Here is a 25002-nt window from a genome sequence, read left to right on the forward strand (position 1 = left end):
TAGGTAGGGGCTAGTGAATCTTATGCTGTGCTTTTGAAGCATTATGGAAGAATTAAGAGGTTACGAAAAATGGCAACTTTACCTGTGAAATGGTTCGATTGGAGGTTCCATGGCTTGCCTGGTTTATCAGGCACTCCAGGATCTCTTTCAACGATTTTAGATGCAGTCCTGGTTAATGGATTTGGTGACACTAAAGTAGTCACAATTAACGTTTTAAATAAGAAGGCTACCTTCATCTTACAAGATGGAGTGAAGTTCTTTAAGAAATCTGTCATTAAGATTACAGGTTTCACTAACCAAGCTCTCAATGGTGAGTATCGTGTAGATGAATCCGATACTGGTAAGCTTACTATTACATTAGATGTACCTGATGGACAATTAGAGAACACCAATATTAACATCCTTGTTAAATACGCACCGCTTGGCTGGTTCAAGCCGTTTAGCGGGGTGTCCAGAGGTATTTATAAACCATCTCCTGCTGATGCTTTAAAGTGGATGTTCTATATAGATGATACCACTGCTCAAACTGCGGAAGTCCGCATTATGGAGAATGCTACTTCACTAGATAACCACATAGCTGGAAGACCCTATAACAATACTCTAAGATGGATGAAGGCTTATAACGCTAACACGACTGTACGTCCTTGGTCTATCATTGGTGACGGGTATTGTTTTTACTTCAAATGCTCATCGATGAATAACGCTAATGAAATCTCCGCAGGAGGAGAGACATTACAACAAGGTTGCGTTATGTTTGTCGGCGAGGGAGTTAGACTTTCTAACAAACCAGATCCTTTTGCAATATATTTGACTGGACAACAAAACAAAGGTAGTCTATCTTCATATGTAGGCGATATCTTTGCAGCTTATACAGGAACAATTTATGCTCTCCGTCACGCTAGTGGTGCGAAGACTGATGCTTCTATATTAACGACAGCGAGAGGTGGCACTGGACCATGGCAAGGTTTTGATAACAGTTACTTCTATACCGACGACAATGTAGTGCAATTATTTACTGATAATTATTTTTATGGTAACGATAGAAGAATGACTAAGATACCTGGTGTTGTAACATGTAATTCTTTTAGACGTTACGATACTTTCGATTTCTTCTGCGAAGCTAAAGACAACAACATGAGTAGAGATTTAATCTTCATGAGAAGCTCAACTACACACTATCCTTATAATACATCGGACCGTGGTTATTTCTTTGATATCACGGGGCCTTGGAGATAAGACATGGCGGATATTCAAGTAAAATGGTATCACTCGATGATGAGAGGGATACCAATAATGAACGGACAAGTTGGTAGACTTATCACATATCTCGATGCTGTACTGGTTAATGGGTTTGGACAAACTACTGTAACTACCGCTAACGTAGTAGATGGTATATTGACTCTAAACATTACTAACAGTGAGACGTTTCAGAAGTATACTGTAGTTAATATTACTGGCGATGATCAATTAAAAGGAGATCATCGTGTTATTGAGTCAGCCAATACTTACATTAAGATTGCACTTAACATACCAAATCAAACCTTTACAGGTACTTTTTATGTTAAGTATGCTTCATTGGGTTGGAGTAAGCTGACGATGGCAGCACAACCTAATATGGCACTCTATGTTCCAAAAAGCTCATATAGTGGTTTTAATCTTGCTGTAAACGATACCTATGGATCTGCTGCTTTCGTTAGGATTTGTAGAGGAGCGACTAATCCAGCGAACTTTGCCGATTTCAATACACTAATAGATTCTGTTCCCATCTATACTAGTGCAACTGATCGTTCTTATTGGGCTAAGAATTACACTAATAACACAGCTACTACGGCCAACTTCCTCATTGGTGATGGTAGTACCATTTACTACCAATGGGGTCAGACAAACGGTACTAATGGTTACGATAATCTACGCACTGGTAAGATGGTAGGTTGCGGCGATATTATTAGGTATATGGAAGAGGATACGTTGTCTGCTTTCTTAGTATGTGGAATGATAGCTGCCTCGTCTTTACCAAGTCTAAGTAGTTCTTCTATAAGACAATCTATGCAGGTAATGTCCACTTTAAATTCCTGGAATGATGGTGCAGGCCACAGTACTTTCTTAGGAAATGTACGTGGTGAAAAAGGAAACGATACAGCTTTCAGAACACCAGACGGTCCCTTTTTTGGTTCATGGTCAGGATATGGAACCAACTGGGTTGATTGGGCTGTTAATGGTACTGGATTAGAACTCAATAAACTACTAGCTTGTAGTGAGAGAGTAGTACGCGGAGAATATCCTGGTATTTATACGCTTCCATTTGATTTTGGAGGTGTTGACGATATGCTCATTGAAGAAGGATCTGGCGATATGGCTGGTAGGTTGATTATGTTTAAATGCATGTCTTCTGGTAACACCAGTTATGATAATTCATCACCAAGTGGTGCTACATCTGTTATGGCTTTCGACATTACAGGACCGTGGAGATAAGTAATGAAGGCTAAGCAACTCAGATTCAAGAGCATCTTGGTCTCTTCTGATAAGTTAGCTTTCAAAGGTTTCATTATCAAAAATGGTAGTAACATAGTTAATGTTGATTTTACAGTAACTAAATCACAACTACCTGTAAGTGGAACCTTACAGCAACTCATCATAAAACCTAACATTGATTACAGTACTTTAGAGAGTATTGTTTTCTCAGGAACTGAAGTACATAAAAGATCTTTTGAAATCATTATTGATTTCGCTACTGAGATTGACTTTGATAATATTCAATGTGTTTGTGGTGATACAGAGAAAGATCACTTTAAAGCTTTGAATATTAGTTATAAAGGTTTGACTGGTGATTGGTTTAGGTTTAATAAACCAGGCTCTATTCCAGTTTACAATAAGAATGATGTCGGATCTGGATATTCTACCTATATGGATCTCGTTACTTACACGAACATTACCAGATATAGATCAGACACGATTAAAAACACTTACGGTGCTACTACAACTACTGGTAGTATAGTCTGGGATTTCGTTTCAAAGAATGCGACCAAAATTAGTACTGGTAAGCATTTTGTAGAAATCAGTTTACTAAATAGTGATAGAATTACAAGTTCTAGCTATGCAGTACCTATTGGTATATTTGAAGTTGAGACACCGTATGGTACTTATGCTACAACTGGTGGTCAAAAGGGTGTCTACATCAGTAGAAACAATAATGGCCATAGAATCATGCAAATGACTGGTAGTGCTGAAACACAACTAGCTTTAATTGGTGTTGGTTTTGCTGATAACGTTAATTGGCCAGAATGTACTATTGGAATGTTTGTTGATTTCGATACAAACAAGATCAAGTTCGTGGTAAATGGTATCTATGAATCAGCTTGGTTTACATTTACTAAGACTAAAGCAGGTCAAGAGTTTTATTTAGTAACTCAAGCAAGGAACATGGGCGCTAACGCTGAATTTAGTGTTAACTATCCTCATAAGTACACCTACACAGATCTTACACCAGACTGGAATAATAGACACTTCATTACGACCGATGGTTGGAAGAGAAAGCCAGCTATTACGTCTAGAAAGTCTTCTAAGACAAAAGTCAGAAGAAGTTATATTGACTGGCCTTGGACTATGAAAGCCAGAGGTCTGTTAAACAACGATGTTAAATATCAGAACAACTCTCCTCAGTACATCTGGCGTGTATCTGAACATGATGAATCTAGATGGGGCTATGGTTACTTTAAAAACTCTGTTTTTATTGATTACCCTCCTAAGGAACCTACTAGTAAACGTGTGATGTTGTTTAGCATTAATGATAACGAGATGCAACAGATAACTTGGTCTAATCCGTTAACTGGTGAGTTCGAGTTCAAGAATGTAAAGATGAAGCAGCCTTATTTAATCTTCACTTACGATAGTGATGAGGACTTTAATGCTGTAGTTGTTGGGCCTGTCTATCCTACCTTGATGCCAAGGTATGTAGGTTTAGATCTAACTGTAAAATTATAGTGTCATAAAAAAGATTCACTAGTTCCTGAAAAACAGGGCTAGTGAATCTTATGCTGTACTTCTTTGGAAGTACTATATAACAATCGAGGACTTATTATGGCTAACTTACCAATAAAGTGGTTCGATAACCGCTTTCACGGGATACCACTTTTGTCTGGTACTCCTGGAGCCTTTACAGCTTTATTAGATGCTGTGTTGGTTAATGGGTTTGGAGATACCAATGTTGTTAGTATCAATGTACTTGATAAGAAAGCAACTTTGATTCTTCAAGACGGGAATAAATTCATTCCTAAGGCTGTGGTTGCTCTCAGTAACATGAGTAGCCAAGCACTGAATACAGAATACCGAGTAGTGTCTTCAGATATAGGTAAATTAGTTATTGAGATGGACGTACCAGACGGTCCGATAACGATTTCGAATGTCAGTGTGAAGTATGCCCCTATGGGATGGTTTAAACCTTTCAGTGGCGTCTCTAGAGGTATCTATAAGCCTAGTAGAGTGGACGCACTGAAGTGGATGTTCTATGTGGATGACACTCAGGCACAAGGTTCTGAAGTTTGTATTTGTGAGAATGCAACATCTCTTGATAGCAGAATAGATCAGAAACCATATAACAATACTTATCGATGGCTAAAGTCTTACTACGCTAATACTGATAATAGAAATAGCTTCTGTATTATTGGTGATCCGTATTGTTTCTACTATAAAGGTAGTATGTTAAATCAAATACCTGCTCTAAATAAAGACTACGGATGCTGGAACTTTGTTGGTGAAGGTGTAAGATTATCAAAAACGATTGATTTATTTGCTGTCTATCTTACCGGTCAATTGGACAAGGGTCAACCGATGTATTATAACGGTAACGTATTTATCAATGATCCTAACAACAGCCCGAAGACAACCTTAAGACCACCAAACGGTCTTAAGGTAAATCAGTCGTTCATTCCTACACTTAGAAATACAAACTATTGGACGTATTTCACAGAGGCACTTCACTACAATAGTGATGGTGATAGTATTCTACTTACCGAACACTTCTTTGTCGACGATGGCCGACGCATTACAAAGATACCTGGTGTTGTAACTGCGATGGGTTATAAGCAAGGGTATACTTTTGAATCGTTCATTGAAGCTAAGGATAATAATCTAGGGAAAGATCTAATATACTCTAGATCATCTCCTGATAACTATCCTTATACAAACCCGACCATATATAACTATTTCGACATTACAGGACCGTGGAGATAAGACATGGCAACTTTACCTGTGAAATGGTATCACTCGATGATGAGAGGGATACCTTTAATAGCTGGTGTTAAAGGAAGATTGAAACTCTTCCTTGACGCTGTACTCGTAAATGGTTTCGGTCAGATAACCATTAACTCTGTTACTATTAGTAATAAAATTGCTACCATTGTAATACCCAACAGTGAAACATTCCTGAAATATTCAGTAATTGAGATTTCAGGAGATGATCAATTAAAAGGTGAATACCGAGTAATAGAGTCTACTAATTCATACATCAAGATCAATGTAGATTTACCTGACCAGGTATTCTCTTCTAGTATGTTTGTTAAGTATGCTTCATTGGGTTGGAGTAAACAGGAACCGACTACAGCAGTTAATACATGTCTCTATATACCAAAGACTTCCCATAGCAACTTTAAGTTATATGTCAACGATAACTATGATAGCGCTGCTTTCGTGAAGATATGTAAGGGTGCTAGTAATATGGAGAATCTAGCAAATTATGGTGCTGATCAACTTATTGATCATGTTCCAAAATCTGGAAACTTATACTCATGTTGGTTTAAGTCTTACACAACCGGGGCAGAGGCGCGGGCTAACTTCCTCATAGGTGATGGTAGTTCTATATTTTATCAGTGGTGTCGTACTGAAGTAGTTAACAACTACGATAGCCTTCAACATGGTAAGATCATGTTCTGTGGGGATATATTGAGGGCTTATCCTGGTGATCCAAATGCTGCTGTATTAATGTGTGCATACACTACCAATCCTAACAGTATAAGTTCTACCTATTTTGGTGACTCTATGGCGCTTAAGTCTACACTGAATGTCAATTATCATAATACTGGTAATAACATTTATAAGACTTTCTTGGGGAATGTGTTCGGTGATTCAATGAATGAGTTTGCTGGGCGAGTCCAAGATGGAGCAACTATCTGTGATTGGTCAGCATGGGGTGGTACTGCAATGGATCAATCTCTTATTGGTGGCATAGAGTTATTCCGTATGAAAGCAGTAACGGAAAGAGTTATCAGAGGTGAGTATCCTGGTATTCTCTTCTCTGGTACTTCATTGGAAGGGATGTCTGATCTTGTCATTGAAGAAGGATCTGGCGATATGGCTGGTAGGTTGATTATGTTTAAGAAATCATCCAGTGCTTCTGGACCCTACGAATATGGTGATCCTGTTTGTGTAGCATACGACATCACTGGCCCTTGGAGGTAACTGATGTTAGTTAAGCAACTTAGATTTAATAACATTGAGATCTCTTCGAATCTTTTATCGTTTAAAGGTTTCGTGGTATCGAAAAACAATGTTATTTTAAGTCCTGCTTTCACAGTGTCTAAAGGACTTGCACCAAGTAAAGGTTCTTTAGATGGAATCATCATCGTCGATGGTGTTGATTATTCTACGTTAACTAATATAGAGTATTCATTGTCATCTTTGAAGAATCTAGAGATCATCATTGATTTCGCTACTGAGATCGATATAGATTCTATACGTTGTGTATGTGGGTCACTAAAACAGAATCACTTCAGAAAAATAGCCATTGATACAAAGTCCAGTTCTGGTAACTGGGTTAGATTCAATGATAGTATTTTTATACCAGATTTCAAAGCGAATGATGTTAGTGTTAAAACCGGATCAATACCTTTTGTTATAGCTTCGGTAGCAATCGATCCTTTCTTTAAGGATCAACTCATTCCTATGAATGCCAATACATTAGCATATAACTATATTGCTAGAGCTAGACAACCTATTAAAACTGGTAAATACTTCGTTGAAGTGTCTGTTCTTGATTTCATAAACAGTGATGGTAGTAGATGGAATTGTCCAATCGGTATAATGGAGACTACGTCTATTCTAAATCAGTTCGCTGATACAGGAAGATACTGTTATCAAGTTGGTGCAAATACTGGTGGTTTTCTTTTAGAGAAAATAACCAATGGTTCTTACAGCGTTTTACAAACTGTAGGGACTGGACAGGCAAATAATGTTCAATGGCCTGAGATGACTGCCGGACTCTTTATTGATTTAGATAACAATAAGATTAAAATAGTATTCAACGGTATGTTTCACACCAACTGGTTTGATATTACTAAATCTAATGCAAATGCTAGTTTCTATCCTTATATACAGTTTAGAAATCTAGGTGCAAATTTTAAACATAGAATAAATTCAATACCTCTTTATCAATATACTGATCTTACATCGGAATATAATACTGATTTATTCCTAAGTAAAAAAGGGTGGATTAGGTACGATGCCATTTCAACAAGGAAGACTGGTCTTAGATTGTTGGCTAACGATAATACCTTGATAAAACGAAAAGGTGATAGACCTACCGATTACAAAACCGTTACAGCCTATGGTAAGTATAGGTTGTCAGATTCAACTGAAACTGGTGCAGGTTATGGATATTTCAAGAATTCGGTATTCATTGACTATCCACCTAAAGAGCCTACTAGTAAGAGAGTAGTCTTATACAGTATCGTTGACGGTAAAGTAATGCAGCAGGTATGGTCAGATTCTTTATCTGGTCAATATGAGTTTAAGTTTATCGCTATGCGTAAACCATATCTCATTTTCACCTATGATTCAGATGAAGATTATAACGCAGTAATGATGGGTCCTGTATACCCAACACTCATGCCTCAATTTGAAGGTATCGTAAAACCATAATTAGGACGGCCTTAGGGCTGTCCTTTTATGTCGCAATGAAATTGTTTCAACCATATATTACAATAGTGAGTTAACCCTTTGACTTTATCCTACTTATGAAAGGTTATTTATGTCATTGAAATCCGTAGGTGTTCATGGTAGTATCAGTACCGTTACTGTTGAGGGAAACTTTAAGAGTAACAAGTATGGTAACGCCAAAGATAAGAAAGATTTTCTGGAGGCAGAAAAAGAATTGTTTCGAAACCTCTTCGAAGCTTATCTTAACTCTGAGCAATTCAAGAAAGATGTCTATCAATTAGGCTCCACTATTAATGTTAAAATCAAGAGGTCTGTTGATCTCGTAATGCCAAACGAAGGGTAATCATGGCTGATGTAATTGGACCAAATAGCTATCTTCCTGGACGTATCCTGCGCAGCGAACACATGATCAAAGGTCATACTTGTGACCAATGCTCTAATGCAGAACCATCTGTCGAGAAACCAGCAGTGGCTGCAATGATTGGTGAGACAGATTCTTTCGGATCTGAAGTTCACCATTATTGTGAAGATTGCATCAAGGCAATTGAAGAGGAACGAGAGAAAGACAATTCAGAAGATGAATTGAAATACTGCGATCACTGCAAAGCAGAGACTAAGGGCGTACGACCTATGCGTGATCCAGAAGAGGGGACGTGTGGTCGTCTCTACTATCTCTGTCAGAAACATCGCTCTGCGCTCCTTAGTAGTTTTGTCGATGATGACGATGGTTATGATCCCCATTATCATGGTTACGACGATTAAGTAACGTCATAAAAGACTCCCCTTACGGAGAGTCTTTTTTTTTATTGTTTACTAGCTTGTATTCTTCGAGTACGACTATAGAGTGCTTCCATAGCAAGCTCCATGTGGTTAATTGCTTCTTGGTTTTCAGAGCAATTAGCAGTTGGGTTATTTTGGAAACCTTGAAGACGATGAATCATGATAGCCAATAAAGCTTCATTGGTTACACCGTTAACACCGAAGATTTTAGGATCTCCAATTTGGAAATTCAGATCCTTGATGAATTGATAACCTGGTTTACCATCGTAAGATTTAGTAAGGTTATACGTATAAGACGCCATTCCATAACGATCAACTGGTACAGCACTGATCTCAATGTTGAAAGCATAGCCTTTAACATGATGGCTATCAATCATTTCTATTTCTCTGACCTTTTCCATTGGCATGATAATCTCCTTGTGATGATCATAGTTTACAGAAGGTACTAATAAAAACATTTCAGCGATATATACTTAATGTGAGTCACCCTTGTGATTTAACACATCTATCCTATCTATAGCTCTGGTAAGGTTATAGTAACTTTTAAAGGAACACACCATGAATCAAGAACTCAATCAAGAGTTGTTTGATAATCTGTTTGGCGACATTCGTTGGGAACAAGCTATTGCTTTGCTTTTGGGTGATCAAAAAGTATCTGATGAACAACAAGCTGCTTTGAATCTTGCAGTGAATGTAGAAGGTGAACCCTTCCTCCCCATGGCTGTTGGCTATATTGGTTTCCAAGTTCGAACTAATATCGAGGACGGCTATAGCAAGACTTTGGTTATCGTTCCAGGTAATCAATTAATCCGTCGTCGAATCAACTGTATTCGACGCAGTGACTTGGCTGCTAACTTGAATGTCGATCAAGATACAGCAGATATTATCTTCACTGAAGTTAATGGTTGGCAACCTGCTATCGATTATGTAGTTAGTCTATTTGATGTTTTCAAAGACAATCCTGCAATCAATGACAATGAATTGAAATTCAGTCACAATGTTTGCTTTTGGAAACAAAGCCAAAAGCGAGCTATTCGTGCTCTGCGTTTCTACTTCAACAATTATCAACCTGCTTAATAAAGGAAAGCATATGTTCTACAACCATGTAATTGGTTACTATGATCCCATTGTAGCTACTAGCTCCAGTATGTATGATCCTGGTAATCGTGAATTCCATTTGAGTAGCCGTACTGATCGTCAATTACTCTCTATCGATGAAAGAACATTGAAGGGAATTATCTACGATACGATCATCAAAGATCCAGTAGCTTCTAATCCAAGATATAAACCTAGTGATCTCGAAATAGGTGATCTCATACTCTTTGCTAAAGATAAGGTAACGATTGTTGGATATATAAAGATTGATTCAATGGAAGGTATTCGTCTGCCGAAAGAATAAAATGTCTTTTCTTCGAACAATCTATTCGACCAAGAACACTAATCCATTCGCTATTCCTCTGCTATTTCTAATACTCGCTAATGCCACTTTCGGTATTGCTATGGTGTTCTACTCAGTATTGGGTTAAGACATCATAAAAGACTCCCCTTTCGGAGAGTCTTTTTTTTTGTTTTACCAGTTACGATGTGCTGGTAAACCCTTCTTCTTTTCAGACCAACCGAAAGAAGCAAAGAGTTCAGTCATGTTCATCATAGCTGATTCCTTACCGACACCAACAACTTGTCTTTGAAGGCTCTTGTCAAAGTCACTCTTAGACAGAGTGACTAACTGAAGATCTTCCAAAGCTGGGTTCTTGAATTTCTCGGCAATATGGATACCAGGTTCATTCACATAATCGAATGTGATGATGTTCTTGATATCACGGCACAAGACACCCTTTTCATAGTAGTCATCAGTGAAGCTACGAATAGAGAAGCAAACGTTCTCCTTAGGGTTCTCAAGCTGTTCCTTGAGGAAAGCACCCTGTGCACCACTAGGTTTAACCAAACCCTTAATAGTGATAATAGGTGAACCATCCTCATTCTTGAAGCTATCGAAGTCCAAGTAAACTTCGGAGAAATGACAGCAGACATTCTTTTCATCAATCGTCATAATACGATCAATGAACTGATCCTTACTCATTCCAGGTAAGAACTTGGGATGACCTACCTCACCACGTAAAGCACCTCGCTCAATCTTTCTACGGAAAGAAGAACTCTTGTTTTGAAACAGGTCTAACACGTCTTTCACAGCAGTGTACTTCATACCCGCTGAGTTATACATATTCAGACCACCGATAACCAGATCGTAGTAACCATCTGCATTAGGGGTGATAATACCCTTCTTACCTGTGTTAGCTAGTCTAGTACATGTAAATCTAATCTTATCCATTATACAACCTCTACTGTAATTTTCACGTACGAAGATCACATGATTAATTGTTAAAAAATAGATACTTAACTTAAGGGGGAGAACCTTATGGAGAGGGGGTCCTTTATGTGTGTATACTTTATTTAACTCAAGTTAAATAAACAAGATTAGTTAAGTACGTAGTACCATACTTTTAAAGTACGTCATAAAAGAAAGACCACTACAGTCTTTCTTTATTTTGATTAATCACGATCAACCAAACAAACCACACCAGCAGGTTTAAACAACCTGAAAGTACCACCATCTTCCAGTGTTACCATTGGGTTAGCACTGTTGATTTGTCGTACGTTGTACCATTCGTTGTTACTAAATTTCTTTTGCATGTAGACATGCCAATTACTACCAGTCCTAGAGTGACCAGTAATAGTGAACTTAGTACCAGGGGTGACGGTAAATTCAGCGGATGTTAATTCATCGCCGGTATTATCATTGATTAAAGCCGTAGCCATATCATCCTCTTTGTTAACAATAGTTGCGGTTAGTTCTATAGACTCTGGAATTCCAGACATTACGTTACCTCTTATCTAGATTCTATTAAGCATACAATTTTAACTAACCATGTCAAACATAGAGACATGGTGCTTATTGGTAATCTTTATTTGATCCCAAGTATTCTTAGTACCTGAGTCAGAGAGTTCACCTCTATCCCAAGTATAGGCTAAAGCCATATCACCTTCTGATACTTCTTTTGCTACTACAGCGTTTCTAACAAACATAGCACGAAGACCCATATCGTGATGTTGGTACGTATAACCACATCCAATAGATTCAGAGGCTTCTACAATATCTTGGATAGTGTTCCTACCTAGTATATTAGAGAACATACCATGGTAGTAGTTGGCAGCAGCTCCTGCACTCTTTGGCCCACCCATGGAGCCTCCCATAAAACAACAACTAATGTTATCTAAAGGTGCTGGTAAGTGAAGCTGCAATTGACTGAGGTGTCCTTGAATATAGAGTTCAACAGCAACGTGGTCTGCCCAAGCTGCGCCACCAGAGACACCCATAGCTCCCTTTGGGATGATCTCCTTGGCTTTTGCTACCATGTTAGACCATACTTTAATTGACAAGCTTTCACGATGAGACCTACCTGCCGTACCGATAATTACTGCTTTCATAGTTGATCCTTTCTACTTGATTTCTTTGATTTATAAAGTATTAACAAATAAAAAGTTTATAACCATATATCATAATTGTGATCTTAGATCAACTTATCAACTATCCAAACTTTAAAGGATACTTCTGTGAAAAAGAACAAGTACGCTGCTAGTCTCGACACTATTAGCCGTCCTCAGAATAAGGCTAGTAATAAGAAAACAGACTGCTACGAAGATGCAGCTATAGCAAGAGCTATTGAAGAAGATGAACGCAGGAACTACGAACGCTTGGTGGGGGCTGTTCGTAATTTGTTTGGTGAATATGGTCATCTTTATGCCGCCCATGTTGCTAACCCTTTGATTAAGATTTTCAATCTGCATAAGAAAGAGAATTTCGAGCGCTTCAAAAAGAACGTTGAAGACGGCTACACCCCTTGGTTTATCTATCGCTTCTATTACAAGATGCGTGATTCCAGTGGCCTCATCTACCCATTCGAGTTTGGTATCTATGAGCGTGATCAAACATACGGGATTCAAGACTTCAAGAAACGTTTCACACCAAGTGCATGGAAAGCTTTGGTGAAGATCCCTGTCAAGAAACAATTCGGTCTATCTGAATGGTATAAGAATGATCGGGCTCTGGAGATCTTGGCTAAATGCCTGCATATCGGTACTGATACTCATGCTTTGCAATGGCTTGATGTGTTCATCAGCAAACCAGTGTCAATGGATCTGGTGGAAGAGATCTTACTGTTTCTCAAAAAGTGCGGTAAGGGAACCGACGCTCTTAGCACAGCAGCTAAGGATATAATTGACCACATCAGAATGTGGGACAGTCTCCAAAACCTGAAATTTAAATATCCATTGATTGTAAAAGATCTGGGTGTAGTTCTTTCTGGTAAATGGAGTCTGCGACGCTTTGCCGATGAACATTCGCGTTTATCTCAGATGAAACGTGATTGTGACCGTGAACAGATTCTCGAAAGAGAACGTCGTGAGAAGTGGAAGAAAAAGAACTTCTTCAGTATTCATAAATTCCCTCAACTGAAAGGAACTACAATCACCGTCGATGGCAATAAGCTTGATGTCAAACTGATCAACAATGGTACTGATTTGTTTGATGAAGGCTCGAAGATGCGTCACTGTATCTTCGATTACCATAGCTATATGCGTAATGGTACTTACTTTGCCTTCAGCATCACCGATCCTGAGAATCCACGTAACTGCTGCACTATTGCGTTTTCTGTACAAGATGACTACAAGAGTGGAAACACTATCTATGGTACTCCGACATTGAGTACCAATTATAGTGAGCAGAAGAAGCTTGTTATCTTCGATCAAGTGCGTGGCTTAAGAAACCATGTTTCGTTTACTTTCAACCAACAGCATCTTGTGGATGAGATGTCTGCCCTCATGAAAGCTACTGGGTTCCATGACTACATCATTGATCTGAGTAAACGGCCTTTGGCTATACTCAAGCAATATGAACGTAGAATAAAACGAGTGGCAGGTAATCCACGAGGACGTGGCGTGATTGCCTACATCGATGATGCTCCATTCATGGGTCGAATGGGTCGAGGTAGAATACTCGGCGGTGACTTTGACGGGGACGTTTTCAATGGGTTTCCTGCTTTATGGCGTGGGGGTTATCCAATCATCAACCGTGGTTTAGAGAATATGCACAATGATCTCTATCGTCAGCTAATTCAGATGCCGCATGGTGATCGGGACTTCTTTAACAGATGGACTGTAAACCTCGAATCACCAAGCAACATTGCAGCAGGGTTAGAACGATTTCGGCAGACTCTTGTAAATGGTGCGAATAACACCTTAACTGCGCTTGCTCGAAATATCAGTTCGTTAGAAAGGAAGCCTAATATAGTGATTGATTCTCTCGGTCATTTATCTACTACCGTTCAACGTACTGTTCATCAACACTTTCCTCGCCCAGAGGTAAAAGAAAAGCCATTTCTCAATTCGGACTTCCTGAAGACCGTGAGTAAAGGTTAATGAAAAGAGTACCTTCGGGTACTCTTTTTTTTTGTTTGTTTAAAAACATTTCAATGATATATCCTTATTTTGAGTTACTTGTTAACTTAAACACCTAACCTCTTTTTAAGGAAATCAAAATGTCTGCCCTCATTCCAACCCGTGTTTGTGTTGAGAAATCTGTTGAACTGTATTTGTTCAATCACAATCTCACACAAGAAACTCCTGATGTCGAATGGCGTTATGCTGTTAAGAGCATCAGCAGGAAGAGCAACCTGAGCAAACATACTCAATACTTTCTCACTGATAGTATCAATAATCAACGTGTGGTTCGTATTGCACAAGAACTCATCGACCTCGGTGAAGATGTCGGTAACTTCAAAATCAAACCAACTCACATTGTCTACGATATCAGTGGCCGTATGCCACAAACTATCGAAGCAGCAAAAGCTTGGGACATTCTGTCTAATGTACTCACTCTGCATCGCCAGAAGTACACGTCGGTTAATCCCGACTACAAAGCAGAAGCTCTGCTCACTGGTATTTACAGCGACTGCGTGTTCCTGATCTCTTTGTCTTTCTTCGAAGCAGATTTGGTTACTGTTAGTAAGCGTCTCCAATTCCAAGGCCACAAAGTGGCTACTTTTGTCTATGTTGAATAACTTTGAAAGGTTATAATGTTCCAACCAAATGAAGAAATGATCCAAATTGATTTGACCGAGAATACGGTTGAAGCGAATCTCTTCAAGACTTTGATCTTCTCCGAAATGGCTACCCATTTCAAGAACCAAGACTTGTCTGTTTCTACGCCAGAAGAGGCCCAAGAGACAATGATTCGGGAACTCATCAAGAATTTCCCTTACAAGAATTACAAGTTTATTCTACCTGCTTCTCAACTTGCAAGCCAGATGGAGTTTATCTCTGACGGCTATTGTAAGGCTGGTGAAGAATACTGTATCTTTGTTGTGAAACACGGATAACGACAGCATAAAAGGAGTGGCCTAGGCCACTCCTACTTATGACGTTTATTTTTTTGTTTATACAGTAGTACGTGCTCTACTTACCATAGGCTTCGTCATCGTGCTGACAGGGATTTCTCTCTGTCTAGATCTACTAGGCTCATTTGGCTTTGAAGCAGTAGGCTCTACCTTAGCATCTGGTTCCGTTTCTTTAGCAGAATAGTTAGAAACTAATTGACCAATCAAGTCTCTAACTTCAGTCATCACATCCAGTTGTCTATTCAGGATCTGATTGGTTTCATCCATAGGTTTAACATCTCGTGCAGGATCTGTACCGCGTTGGATTGGTTGATTAGCAGCCACAACTTGTTCGTTAGTGGGTGTGTTAAACTTACCAAAACCAGAACTAGGTTTAGTTTGCTGACGAGTCTCTGGACGCATCTCTGGATTACTATTATCCACAGCAGGTACTTGAGCCAGTGGTGAAACACTAGCAGTATCTGATACAGAACCAGTACTAGGTACTGATCCAGTGGATTGAACAGTAGCACCAGTTTCAAGATTTAACGGAACCTTAAACTCAGTGAGTTTTCTCTTCATCTCGTTATCACAATAGGCAATCAATTCTGCCTTTGTACGAGGTCTACTCAGATCACCACCATGGTAGAAGACAGCTTTATTATTAGCAGCAGGCCCTGGTAGAACCTTTGCTGGGATATCGCTATCACCCATGGATTTGAACTTATTCAGATCACCGCCTTGACCTAAGAAGTGTGTCAGGTAAGCCCAACCAGCAGATTTACCGCCAGCATTAGCCATACCTTGTTTCACGTAATGCATACCCATGAGAGCACTTTGACGTGGGTCCATGATGTTAGCATTCTGTGCAGTGATTCCATATTTGGAACCGTACTTCTTAACCATTTCCATGAATGTATCAGGTTTGAATTGATACATACCTCTGGCGGCCTTAGGACTAGCTTCCTTAGCCATAGCTGTAGGATTGAATCCTGACTCCTTGGCAGCTACCGCAGCAGCTAATCCAGGATCAATACCAACCCACTTAGCAGCCTCTTGGATCATTGCACCTTGAGCCTGCCAACTTGCACCATTACTATTAGGAAGATCCTTCCAAGTCTTACCACCCGAACCACCTGATTCTTTCAGAGTATCGAGATTGTCAGCGTTAGCTTTGAAGCCACCTTGTGGTGCTTCAATACCAGAAGCAGCAGCAGTAGATGTACTACTAGAACCACCACCTAAAGTACTAGCTCCGGGTTTACCTTCACCTTCTGGAGAAGATGTAAGATTACCACCCATGTTACCTTGACCTGGTAATTGTACTTGGTCTTTCTTTAATTTCTCGACACTGGAGTTATAACCTGTATCAGGTAAAGCTGCCAGCATCTTTTCAGTATCTTCCTTAGAAGGAGGAACGTTGCTATTAAAGATAGCATTGTGTGCCTTCCAATCACGATAGTATCTAGAAGCGTTACGTTGAGTATCACCGATACCGCCACCACCTCTACCAATACCTGCATCGATAGCTGTCTTAGCTGCTGATGGATCTTTCTTAACAGCAGCCAGTAACTCAGGACTATTGATACCAATAGGTTCAATGTGCCATGGCTCTTTAGCAACTGGCCTCGTGAAACCGTACTTACGCAGCAGTCCCATTTTATCCATTGCGTCTAAGTCTGCTGAGGATACATCCATAGCCAGACCGAACTCATGTAAAGAACTACCTGGTTTGGCAGCTCTACCCTTAGGCAATTTAGCATAGAGTTCGGCTTGTGCAGCCATTGATCTCCAGCCTGAGTTAACTTGAACGGATTTACCTGTCTTCTGTCCATACTCTTCAACCATACCGTTAAAGAGCTTCATGAAGTCAGGGTTCATGTTAGCAATATTGGCACCACCCTTTAAGGTAATGAATTTGCTAGCACCACTGCCGTTAACTAACTCACCACCGGCCATTACTAAACGACCTTGTACAGAACCACCAGTAGCATTGTCTACTGGTTTACCGCCACTAGTTCCACCACCAATTTCTTTACCTTCAGCATCTGGACTAGCTTCAGGCTCAGGTGGTTTAAAGAACTGGGCCTGAGCAGGTTGTGTGGTCGGGTTGTTTGTACGTTCTGGAACTGTAGCAGCACTAGCAGTAGGTATCAGACCCTTAGAATCTACCTTCTTTTGCTCAGGCATGGTTTCACTCTTAGCCTTTTGGGATAAGAATGCCAGATTCTCTTTTACTGCTTCTGCGTTGGTGAGGAGTTTGTAATCTCTCCACGGACTATCGGTTACATTCCAGATATCTCTAGAACCAACCAGTCTATTACCAATATCAATTGCAGCCGCCGGAGAGATAACATCCATGACATCTCTCAATGCCTTAATGTCAGCTTTTCCGATAACAGAATTCATACCTGTATAGAAAATCAAGTAAGTTGGAATGAACCTCTTACTCAAGTATTCTAACAATGCTTTATTCTCTGGAATATCTTGATCTCCAATACCGAAGAGCTTTCTGGCTCCACCGGCTAATACTTGAAGATCACCATCCCAGGTAATAGTTCCATCACTACCAAATTTAGTTTCGTTGATCAGCAACTCTTCCAGTTTACGAAGTGTGTTGACCTTAGATGATTCCATATTACCCAAACCATATGCTCTCATCTTGATAGCTTCTAAAGCGCTAACAGACTTACTGAACATATTAGAGAAGAACTCTCTAGGACTAGTGAAAGCCATCTTCAATCCACCTGCTCCGCTTACCTTATCAGCAAACCAAGCACCCACTCCCATCGCTTTGGAAATACCAGTAGCCATTAGACCCATAGGTGTGTAACCAAAAGCCGTCTTAAGAGCAGACATCATTTTACTAGAAGCTGTCTCCGATGCACCAGATACATCTTTACTGTTAGTAGCAATACCACTAGCAGCTCCAGCAGATACAGCCTTTGCAACCTCAGGTGAAGCACCTTCAACCTTAGCCATATCTTTCTTATCGTTCTCATCTATCTTCGCATCTTTAGACAGTTTATCTAAAACAGCTTTTCTGAACTGACTGATAATGTTAGTATCAGTATTCAGATTTTGAAGATTAAATGGACTGTTAGGAACTAACCAACCGGTATTATCGGTAGATGTTTCTTTAACTACAGCGTATTGTTTCTCAGGTGCAGATTCCAGTTTGTCCAGACTCTTATCATCATATGTCTTTTGAACTGCCTTCAACCACTTATAGAAAATAGGAGAGAAGCGTTGTTCGTACCAGACATCGAACATGTGTTTACGTTGTACTTGTTCATCGTCGTTAGAAGTAGGATCAATACCGAAGATCTTGTAGACATCTTCACCCTTCACCTTCTTGTTATCGATAGTAACATCGGTGTCAGTAACAGTAGCAGCATCAGTGAGCATCTTCTCCAGAGAGTAGATCTTCTTGAAAGCTTCTTCGTCACCACCTCTGAGACCATACTCCATCATACGGAGTCTCTCAGTATCGTTCCATTTTTTCTTAGTCAGATATTGATAGAGTTTGTAGCCACCATAAGCCAAACCACCAATTGCAAGAGCACCTGCAACTACTGGTAAACTAATACTACCAAGCACAGCACCTGCACCACTTAAGAGTGCAGAACCTACTCCAGCGGCAGCGCTGGCTAAACCTGGAACCATACCGGCAGCCATTAAAGCACCACGGCCTACTAAGCCGCCTGTACTCATCAAAGCTCTACCAGCTAATCCAGCACCAGACATGGCAACTCTACCAACCCCGCCCAAGGCAGATCCAGCTAAACGACCAGCTCCTCCTAAGAGTCTACCAGCACCTCTAGCCATGCGTCCCATACGGCCACGCATTCTACCTCTACCACGGCGTCTACGACGTTTCTTACCGTCGCTATCAACATCTACATCGATACCATCGTCGTCTCCACCAAAGAGACCACCGATACCGTTTTTAATTTTCTTGATCATGTCACCAATGATGTCGAAGGTATTTCTGATTTCATACTTCTTGACTTCATTGAGTTCTTTGTTATGGTCAGACTTATTAGCGTTCTCACGCTCTTTCATGTTCTGCCATCCACCGACACGACCCTTAATAGCTTCCTTACCTGCTGTCATCTTCTCCATGAGTTTATCTTTCTTAGCTTTGATTTTCTCAGCTATAGAAGATTTTCTCAATTTGTCAATTTCAGCTTTGGTTTTATCCTTGAGGTCTTTGACCTTTTGACCAGCTTCTGACTCATCAAAGTCAGTCTTGGCTTTATCGGCTCTACCTTTGAACTTATTCCAAAGGCCACCGATACCTCTACCAGCAGCGCTGGCTAAACCAGCTACAGCGTCAATAGAGTTACCAGAGCTATAAGACTTAACAGAACTAAGCAAAGAGTTCTTAGCACCGTTTCTAGGAGCAACCGGCCCAGCAATTTCATTACCGTTCTCATCATGTTTAACTCCTCCGACACCGATACCACCACCTCCAGGCAATCTAGCGTCTAAGATATCTCTAATGCTTCTGAGAATGTCGATACCCTCAGAACCCATAGCACCTACACCAACTCCAGCCATTTGCGCTGCACCAGATAGACCATGAGTAGCTATTCTGGCAGCACCTTGTCCTACCTTCTTCAAAGTAGCTAAGGCTTGCTTACCACCACTGACTAACTTAGTTCTTGCGAAGTTAGCTAAGTCTTTGGCTTTGGAGAGGATCTTCTTAACTGGACCAGTGAAAGGTTGTCCCTTGGAGTTCACAATACCTTTTGCAAAGTCTTGCGCACTCAGGACTACTTCTTGATTCATGTCATAAACCATGCCATCAATCTGAGAAGGTCTTTCAATTACCTTACTGTCTGATGCTCTGATATACTTTCCAGCAATCATTGCGTGTTTAAAGAGCCTAGGAACTTCCTCACCCTTGACATACACATCAGTAGGGCCTTCAATCCAGTTTAAAGCGGTCTTGTAGGCTCCTTTAGCCATATTCCAGGCAAAGGTATAGGCAATAGGAACAAAGCCTCTAATGGTGCGTGCTGCACCCATTACATTATCTTTAAGACGACGTGCAGCTTTGATGACTTTACCAAGACTGGTTTGTCTAAAGTAGATATCATCGATCTCACCAATATAGATAACCACTTGGCCAGTCTTACTGTCAAGAATGTCACCTTTGGTGTTTTCAATCTCTTCTTTGGTCTTCAGTGGTTTGGTACTATCTGTGGAATCGAAGTAGTCACCTCTTTGGATTTTCTTCGATGTCATTCTAGGTGCATCTTCTGGTTTAACAAAAACATCATAAGAGTTTTTAGCATCTTGATGTTTATCTTTTAACCAGTTACCAGCAGCGGCTAATGGATTCTTCTTAATCCAGTTAGCACCAGTCTTGACACGTCCATAGATGTCTTGTCCAGCAGTCTTGAGTTTACCGTAGGCTTTAGTACCTAAGCCAGTAACACTCTCACCAATACCTAAACCAGCATTTAACAAACCGTGGAAATGACTGAGGATACTACCATCCTTAGCATAGTCATACCCCCAGCGTGCTTTGTCTTTAAGCTTATCGATACCTACTCCTAACTTTTCTTTACTGCCCTTTACCAGAGCATTAAGATCAATCTTAGAGAGGTTGAGTTTGGATAAGTCTAAGTTACCCATGAAACGTAAGCTCAGTAAAGTACCTGCTGCTATCTTAGCTGTATTGTCTCTAATTTGTTCAGACAGTTTAATAGAGTAGTTAAGAGTGTTTTCAGGAACTGCACCCTTATCACCACCTTTATTAATTGAGCCTTCCAGATTAGTAATCTTATCGTCTAACTCTTGAGTAGCTCCGGTTAAGAAACCATTCATGTTAGCCATGTCGATTTTAGTACCACCCGGTGCAAAAGAACTACCCAGGATGTTATTGACATTTTGTGCCATTGGACCAGTATGTGGTTTACCACCATCCTTGGTTTTGGCATTTGCTTTATAGTTCCAATCGTAGAGCTTAAGCTTTCTGAGTTTATCTAAGAGACCACCCTTCTTAGTGGTTTTGATATTCTCTTTAGCCAAGATGTCAGATTCGAGATCCTTACTCTTATCCAGATTAGTCTGCTGCCTTGATTCTGCGTCCATGTCACTGGCTTCAGTTTCACGCATGTTATCTTTATCGATATCCTCTTGACTTCTAGGAGCCAATGGACCAGCGGCAGACATTCTACTTGCAACATGATTCTTCTGACCATCGAGGTTATAGGAACCATACTGGTTAATCATTCCAGCTTTACGTGCAATATGTTCTTGACCAAAGGTAACTAAGTCTTGTGCATCTTTAGCACTGGTAGTCATACTCGAACCAATAGAATTGAAAGACTCTGACAGTCTTCTATTTTGTCTATGGTATTCGGAGCCATCAGTACCAATGTTATCGGTGTGGGCCTTAAATGCACCAGCAACCTTTTCAGCTAATTCTGGAGAGAGCTTTCCATTGTAGAGACTTGGTTTACTAAAGTTAGCAAAATTAAATAAACCACCTTGCATGGAATAATCCATCAAGAATCTAACAAATTGAGATCTCTCAGAGTCATTGAGTTTAGTATTACTTTCAACAACTGATAAAATTGGTTTGATCTTATCTTCGACGGCTTTGTTGCCTTTCTCGAATTGTCGTTTATTAAGTCGTACTAAAGTCTTCTCTTTGATGAACTTATCTCGTTTATGATCATAGGTCAATAGACTGGTTTTCTCATCACCTGTTCTGAGTACAGTGATCTCTCTCAAGATCTTAGCCAGATAACCAGGAATGATATCAGTAATAGACTTTGCCACTCGGTTGGTGAAAACACCACCTTGCTGCATTTCATCAACACCCATTCTTCTCATGGAAGTGTCGACAGCCTGACTACCACTGAAAGTTCTCATGAACTTACCAACACCTCTTTTGACGATGTTGGGATCATCTTCGTCAATGTTCTCAAGGTTCTGAAGTAATCTATCTTTATTACCTAAGAGATAACCTAATTGGTTGGTGACTTTAGCAAACTTATCCAGACGTTTAGGATCTGCTCTAAGCTTGGCCCCACCCTTACCAATCATTACATCCATTAACTTACTAGCAACCCAACCACCAGCCGCGCCACCTGCCCGCTGTCCCATGGTTTTCTTGCCTTCAAAGTCTTCCATCATCTTAGCCATGTCAGCACCTGTGGCCAACATACTTGACATGTCATTGACAGTATCGATAGAAGCTTGAATTTGTCTCTTGACGTTACCAACTACTCGTTTACCATAACCGCTTACGGTATCCAAACCTTTACCGATAAACTTGTTTCTGCTCTGCTCCATGAATCGTTCATTGAGCTTGAGTTTTTGGAATTCAGGTAAGGCTGTATTCTTTTGAATATTAGCCAGTAAGGTTTTAGTATCTTCGTAAGACTTGGTGTTTACTTCCAGAATGTCTCTGGTAGCAAACAGTAAACGGAACTGTAACTCTAACGACTTCTTCTGCCATTCAGAGTTAATCTTCGTGGTATAGTTATTCGTTCCAGTAACAGCTTTATTGATAGCATTCAGGATAGCAATCTGATCCTTATGTCTACCAAATTCAATAGCCTGGTTAACTTTCTCTTTGGCATCATCCTTAGCTTCATTAACTTCATCTTGTAATGCTTGCTGTTGGAAGATACGACCAATGCCGATCCCGATCTCTTGATCTCTCTGGGCTTCGACACTGGGTCCCTTATTTTGTTCATCATCAGCCCACTTCTCAATTCTATCGAGTCTCTCTTGAAGACGTGACATGCCGGGCGGCAGAAACATCTTAACAGACTTGGCGATATTCTTAGCAGCAGGCTTTAAGCTCTTGACAGAATGATCGATGAAATCTTTAGTCTCTGTAACACTATCTGAGACAAAGTCAGCAGCCTCTCCATACTCAGTAGGGAGATTCTCTTTTAACTTTCTCTTTATATTCTCTCTATCGGTTAAAGCATTGGTAAACCCTTGCTTGGCTGACAGAGCGATTTTTGTTGCAGGAGTTCTATCATCTTTCGTATCTGGATTACCGAATTCAAAGTCCGGGATGTCCAGATCATCATCTGGCTCAGCTTTTTTCCCTAAACTTAGTTTTAGAAATTTAGCCATATGACAAGCTCCAATTTAAAATGATTTGATACAGACTAACAGATAAATTAATTTTAAATAATATTCATCTGTTTCATTAGTTCATAGGAATTTAAAAATTCGAAAGGTTTTATGTGAGTAACCTAGCAATACCCTTTAACGTCAGCCTCTTGGTATTAGATGAAAATATGCTCAGAGGTTTGAAGCCTGTTCGAACCAATGACGTTTTCTCAGGCATGACTAAGAACTTCCATGAAGATGGATTGTTCTCTCAATCGATCTTTGGTAGAGTTGGTGATGAGGCGAGAAGCCGTCGTTTTTCCTACATCGATATCAAGATCCCAATTTTCCATCCTATCATTTTTGAGACTCTCTCTAAAGTTAAACGTCTTTATGGTGAGATTCTGCAAGGCAAGACTTATGCAGTCTTTGATAAGGGCTTGGGTGACTTTGTTAAATCAAATCAACTCGATGGTCAAACTGGGTTTAACTTCTTTGTTAAACATTGGAAAGACATTAAGTATCCTGATCGTAAATCCGATAGCCGTGAACTTAATATCCAACTGATTGACAAGTACAGGAACAAAGCATTCATCGATAAGATCGTTGTAATGCCCGCTGGTCTTCGTGATTACGAAATTACAGCGGATGGTAGAGAATCAGAAGACGAGGTAAATAACCTCTATCGTAAGATCCTCTCGATTAGTAATTCTATCTCTCTTCAAACTTTCGGCTACAGTCCTGAGTTGTTAGATAGTTCAAGAAACGCTCTTCAACATAACTTCAATGCACTCTATGAGTTACTGAAGTCCAGTGTGGAAGGTAAGAAGAAACTCTATATGGGTAAGTGGGCTACCCGTGCCGTCTTTAATGGGACACGTAATGTTATCACTACTTCGAACATTCCGGTTAATAAACTTGGCAGTCAGGGTAACCCTGGTTTTAACGATACTGTTATTGGTTTGTACCAGTACATGAAGGCTACCTTACCGGTAACCAAGCATCAGATTAAAACTGGTTTCTTAGGTACTGTCTTTACTGGTCCTAGTGTACCAGCTAACCTAGTAGATAAGAAAACTCTCAAGAGAGTAACTCATTTGGCAAAACCAAAGAACTATGATCTTTGGATGTCAGAGGAAGGTCTTGATAAAATCATCTCCATGTATGGTGAGGAAAGTATCAGACACAAAGCTCTGGAGGTTGAAGGTTACTACATGGGTCTTATCTATAAAGACAAAGGTTATTTCAAAGTCTTTGGTGACATTGATGAAATGCCTGAAGCCTACGATAGATCCAAGGTTACCCCAATTACTTTCACTGAATTAATGTATCTGGCTGTCTATCCTTTCTATAAGAGATATCCAGCTTTCGTTACACGCTATCCAGTGACGGGATTCGGTAGTATTTATCCATCTACTCTGCATTTGAAGACTACAGTTAAGACGGAAGAACTCAGACCATTGTCTGATTCATGGGAGATAGATGACACATTACCAGTGGCTTGGCAATTCCCAACTAAAGGTTCTTTCTTCAATTCTGTATCACCAGCTCCATCACACTTGGAGACTCTTGGTGCAGACTTTGACGGTGATACATGTTCCGTTATTATTGCCTACTCTGAAGAGGCTATTGAAGAAGTTAGAAACAAACTAAATAGTAGGAGTTTCTATGTCAACACTTCGGGTAAGATCTCGTTTAGCTTGGCTACAGACACAGTGAATTACTTGGTTCAAAACCTAACTGGTGAACCTAAAGGCGAAATCGACTAAGG

General features: G+C 40.0%; 19 protein-coding genes. 14 read left to right on the forward strand and 5 right to left on the reverse strand.

Annotation, left to right across the window (positions count from 1 at the left end; genetic code table 11):
* The first annotated feature begins 69 nt into the window (after positions 1 to 69).
* The 8 genes from RR877_RS00145 (at position 70) to RR877_RS00180 (ending at position 8691) form a co-directional block, all read left to right on the forward strand.
* Complete coding sequence (locus RR877_RS00145; RefSeq protein ID WP_332627253.1) at positions 70 to 1236, forward strand: hypothetical protein; 1167 nt, start codon at positions 70 to 72, stop codon at positions 1234 to 1236.
* Positions 1237 to 1239: 3 nt separating this feature from the next.
* Positions 1240 to 2472, forward strand: coding sequence for a hypothetical protein (locus RR877_RS00150; protein WP_332627254.1), 1233 nt, complete (start codon positions 1240 to 1242; stop codon positions 2470 to 2472).
* 3 nt (positions 2473 to 2475) lie between these two features.
* Positions 2476 to 3981 (forward strand): SPRY domain-containing protein, encoded by a 1506-nt coding sequence (locus RR877_RS00155; protein WP_332627255.1) that lies wholly within the window; start codon positions 2476 to 2478, stop codon positions 3979 to 3981.
* 96 nt (positions 3982 to 4077) lie between these two features.
* Entirely contained in the window at positions 4078 to 5229 is a 1152-nt protein-coding gene (locus RR877_RS00160; protein WP_332627256.1) for a hypothetical protein, read from the forward strand.
* Positions 5230 to 5232: 3 nt separating this feature from the next.
* The gene (locus tag RR877_RS00165; RefSeq protein ID WP_332627257.1) at positions 5233 to 6453 is read left to right on the forward strand and encodes a hypothetical protein; all 1221 of its coding nucleotides are present in this window, start codon (positions 5233 to 5235) and stop codon (positions 6451 to 6453) included.
* A 72-nt stretch (positions 6454 to 6525) separates the two neighbouring features.
* Complete coding sequence (locus RR877_RS00170; protein WP_332627258.1) at positions 6526 to 7911, forward strand: hypothetical protein; 1386 nt, start codon at positions 6526 to 6528, stop codon at positions 7909 to 7911.
* 109 nt (positions 7912 to 8020) lie between these two features.
* Complete coding sequence (locus RR877_RS00175; RefSeq protein ID WP_332627259.1) at positions 8021 to 8272, forward strand: hypothetical protein; 252 nt, start codon at positions 8021 to 8023, stop codon at positions 8270 to 8272.
* Between the two features lie 2 nt (positions 8273 to 8274).
* Positions 8275 to 8691, forward strand: a complete 417-nt coding sequence (locus RR877_RS00180; protein ID WP_332627261.1) for a hypothetical protein — start codon at positions 8275 to 8277, stop codon at positions 8689 to 8691.
* A 41-nt stretch (positions 8692 to 8732) separates the two neighbouring features.
* Here the strand turns inward: RR877_RS00180 and RR877_RS00185 are convergent, their stop codons facing one another.
* Positions 8733 to 9116, reverse strand: a complete 384-nt coding sequence (locus RR877_RS00185) for a hypothetical protein (protein ID WP_332627263.1) — start codon at positions 9114 to 9116, stop codon at positions 8733 to 8735.
* A 151-nt stretch (positions 9117 to 9267) separates the two neighbouring features.
* Between RR877_RS00185 and RR877_RS00190 the strand changes: the two genes are divergently transcribed.
* Together RR877_RS00190 and RR877_RS00195 are read left to right on the forward strand one after the other, a co-directional pair.
* Positions 9268 to 9786 carry a hypothetical protein gene (locus RR877_RS00190; protein WP_332627265.1) on the forward strand — a complete coding sequence of 173 codons (519 nt, stop codon included), beginning with the start codon at positions 9268 to 9270 and terminating at the stop codon, positions 9784 to 9786.
* Positions 9787 to 9799: 13 nt separating this feature from the next.
* Entirely contained in the window at positions 9800 to 10108 is a 309-nt protein-coding gene (locus tag RR877_RS00195; RefSeq protein WP_332627266.1) for a hypothetical protein, read from the forward strand.
* Positions 10109 to 10279: 171 nt separating this feature from the next.
* On the opposite strand, the gene RR877_RS00200 is transcribed toward RR877_RS00195, so the two are convergent.
* From RR877_RS00200 to RR877_RS00210, 3 genes are all read right to left on the reverse strand, one after another.
* The gene (locus RR877_RS00200) at positions 10280 to 11038 is read right to left on the reverse strand and encodes a S80 family phage morphogenetic serine protease (RefSeq protein ID WP_332627268.1); all 759 of its coding nucleotides are present in this window, start codon (positions 11036 to 11038) and stop codon (positions 10280 to 10282) included.
* 221 nt (positions 11039 to 11259) lie between these two features.
* Positions 11260 to 11586 (reverse strand): hypothetical protein, encoded by a 327-nt coding sequence (locus RR877_RS00205; protein WP_332627269.1) that lies wholly within the window; start codon positions 11584 to 11586, stop codon positions 11260 to 11262.
* Positions 11587 to 11625: 39 nt separating this feature from the next.
* The gene (locus RR877_RS00210) at positions 11626 to 12195 is read right to left on the reverse strand and encodes a hypothetical protein (protein WP_332627271.1); all 570 of its coding nucleotides are present in this window, start codon (positions 12193 to 12195) and stop codon (positions 11626 to 11628) included.
* A gap of 126 nt (positions 12196 to 12321) precedes the next feature.
* On the opposite strand from RR877_RS00210, the gene RR877_RS00215 reads away from it, so the two are divergent.
* The 3 genes from RR877_RS00215 (at position 12322) to RR877_RS00225 (ending at position 15143) form a co-directional block, all read left to right on the forward strand.
* A complete protein-coding gene (locus tag RR877_RS00215) occupies positions 12322 to 14184 on the forward strand; it encodes a PcfJ domain-containing protein (RefSeq protein ID WP_332627272.1) in 1863 nt (620 codons plus the stop codon).
* A 119-nt stretch (positions 14185 to 14303) separates the two neighbouring features.
* On the forward strand, positions 14304 to 14825 hold the full coding sequence (locus RR877_RS00220; RefSeq protein WP_332627273.1) for a hypothetical protein: 522 nt from the start codon (positions 14304 to 14306) through the stop codon (positions 14823 to 14825).
* Positions 14826 to 14840: 15 nt separating this feature from the next.
* Positions 14841 to 15143 carry a hypothetical protein gene (locus tag RR877_RS00225; RefSeq protein ID WP_332627275.1) on the forward strand — a complete coding sequence of 101 codons (303 nt, stop codon included), beginning with the start codon at positions 14841 to 14843 and terminating at the stop codon, positions 15141 to 15143.
* Positions 15144 to 15200: 57 nt separating this feature from the next.
* Here the strand turns inward: RR877_RS00225 and RR877_RS00230 are convergent, their stop codons facing one another.
* The gene (locus tag RR877_RS00230) at positions 15201 to 23252 is read right to left on the reverse strand and encodes a transglycosylase SLT domain-containing protein (RefSeq protein ID WP_332627276.1); all 8052 of its coding nucleotides are present in this window, start codon (positions 23250 to 23252) and stop codon (positions 15201 to 15203) included.
* A gap of 113 nt (positions 23253 to 23365) precedes the next feature.
* Here RR877_RS00230 and RR877_RS00235 point away from each other — a divergent pair, with 113 nt between their 5' ends.
* The gene (locus RR877_RS00235; protein WP_332627277.1) at positions 23366 to 25000 is read left to right on the forward strand and encodes a hypothetical protein; all 1635 of its coding nucleotides are present in this window, start codon (positions 23366 to 23368) and stop codon (positions 24998 to 25000) included.
* The last annotated feature ends 2 nt before the right edge of the window (positions 25001 to 25002 follow it).

It is taken from the genome of Aurantimicrobium sp., assembly GCF_036667855.1.
GTDB lineage: Bacteria > Actinomycetota > Actinomycetes > Actinomycetales > Microbacteriaceae > Aurantimicrobium.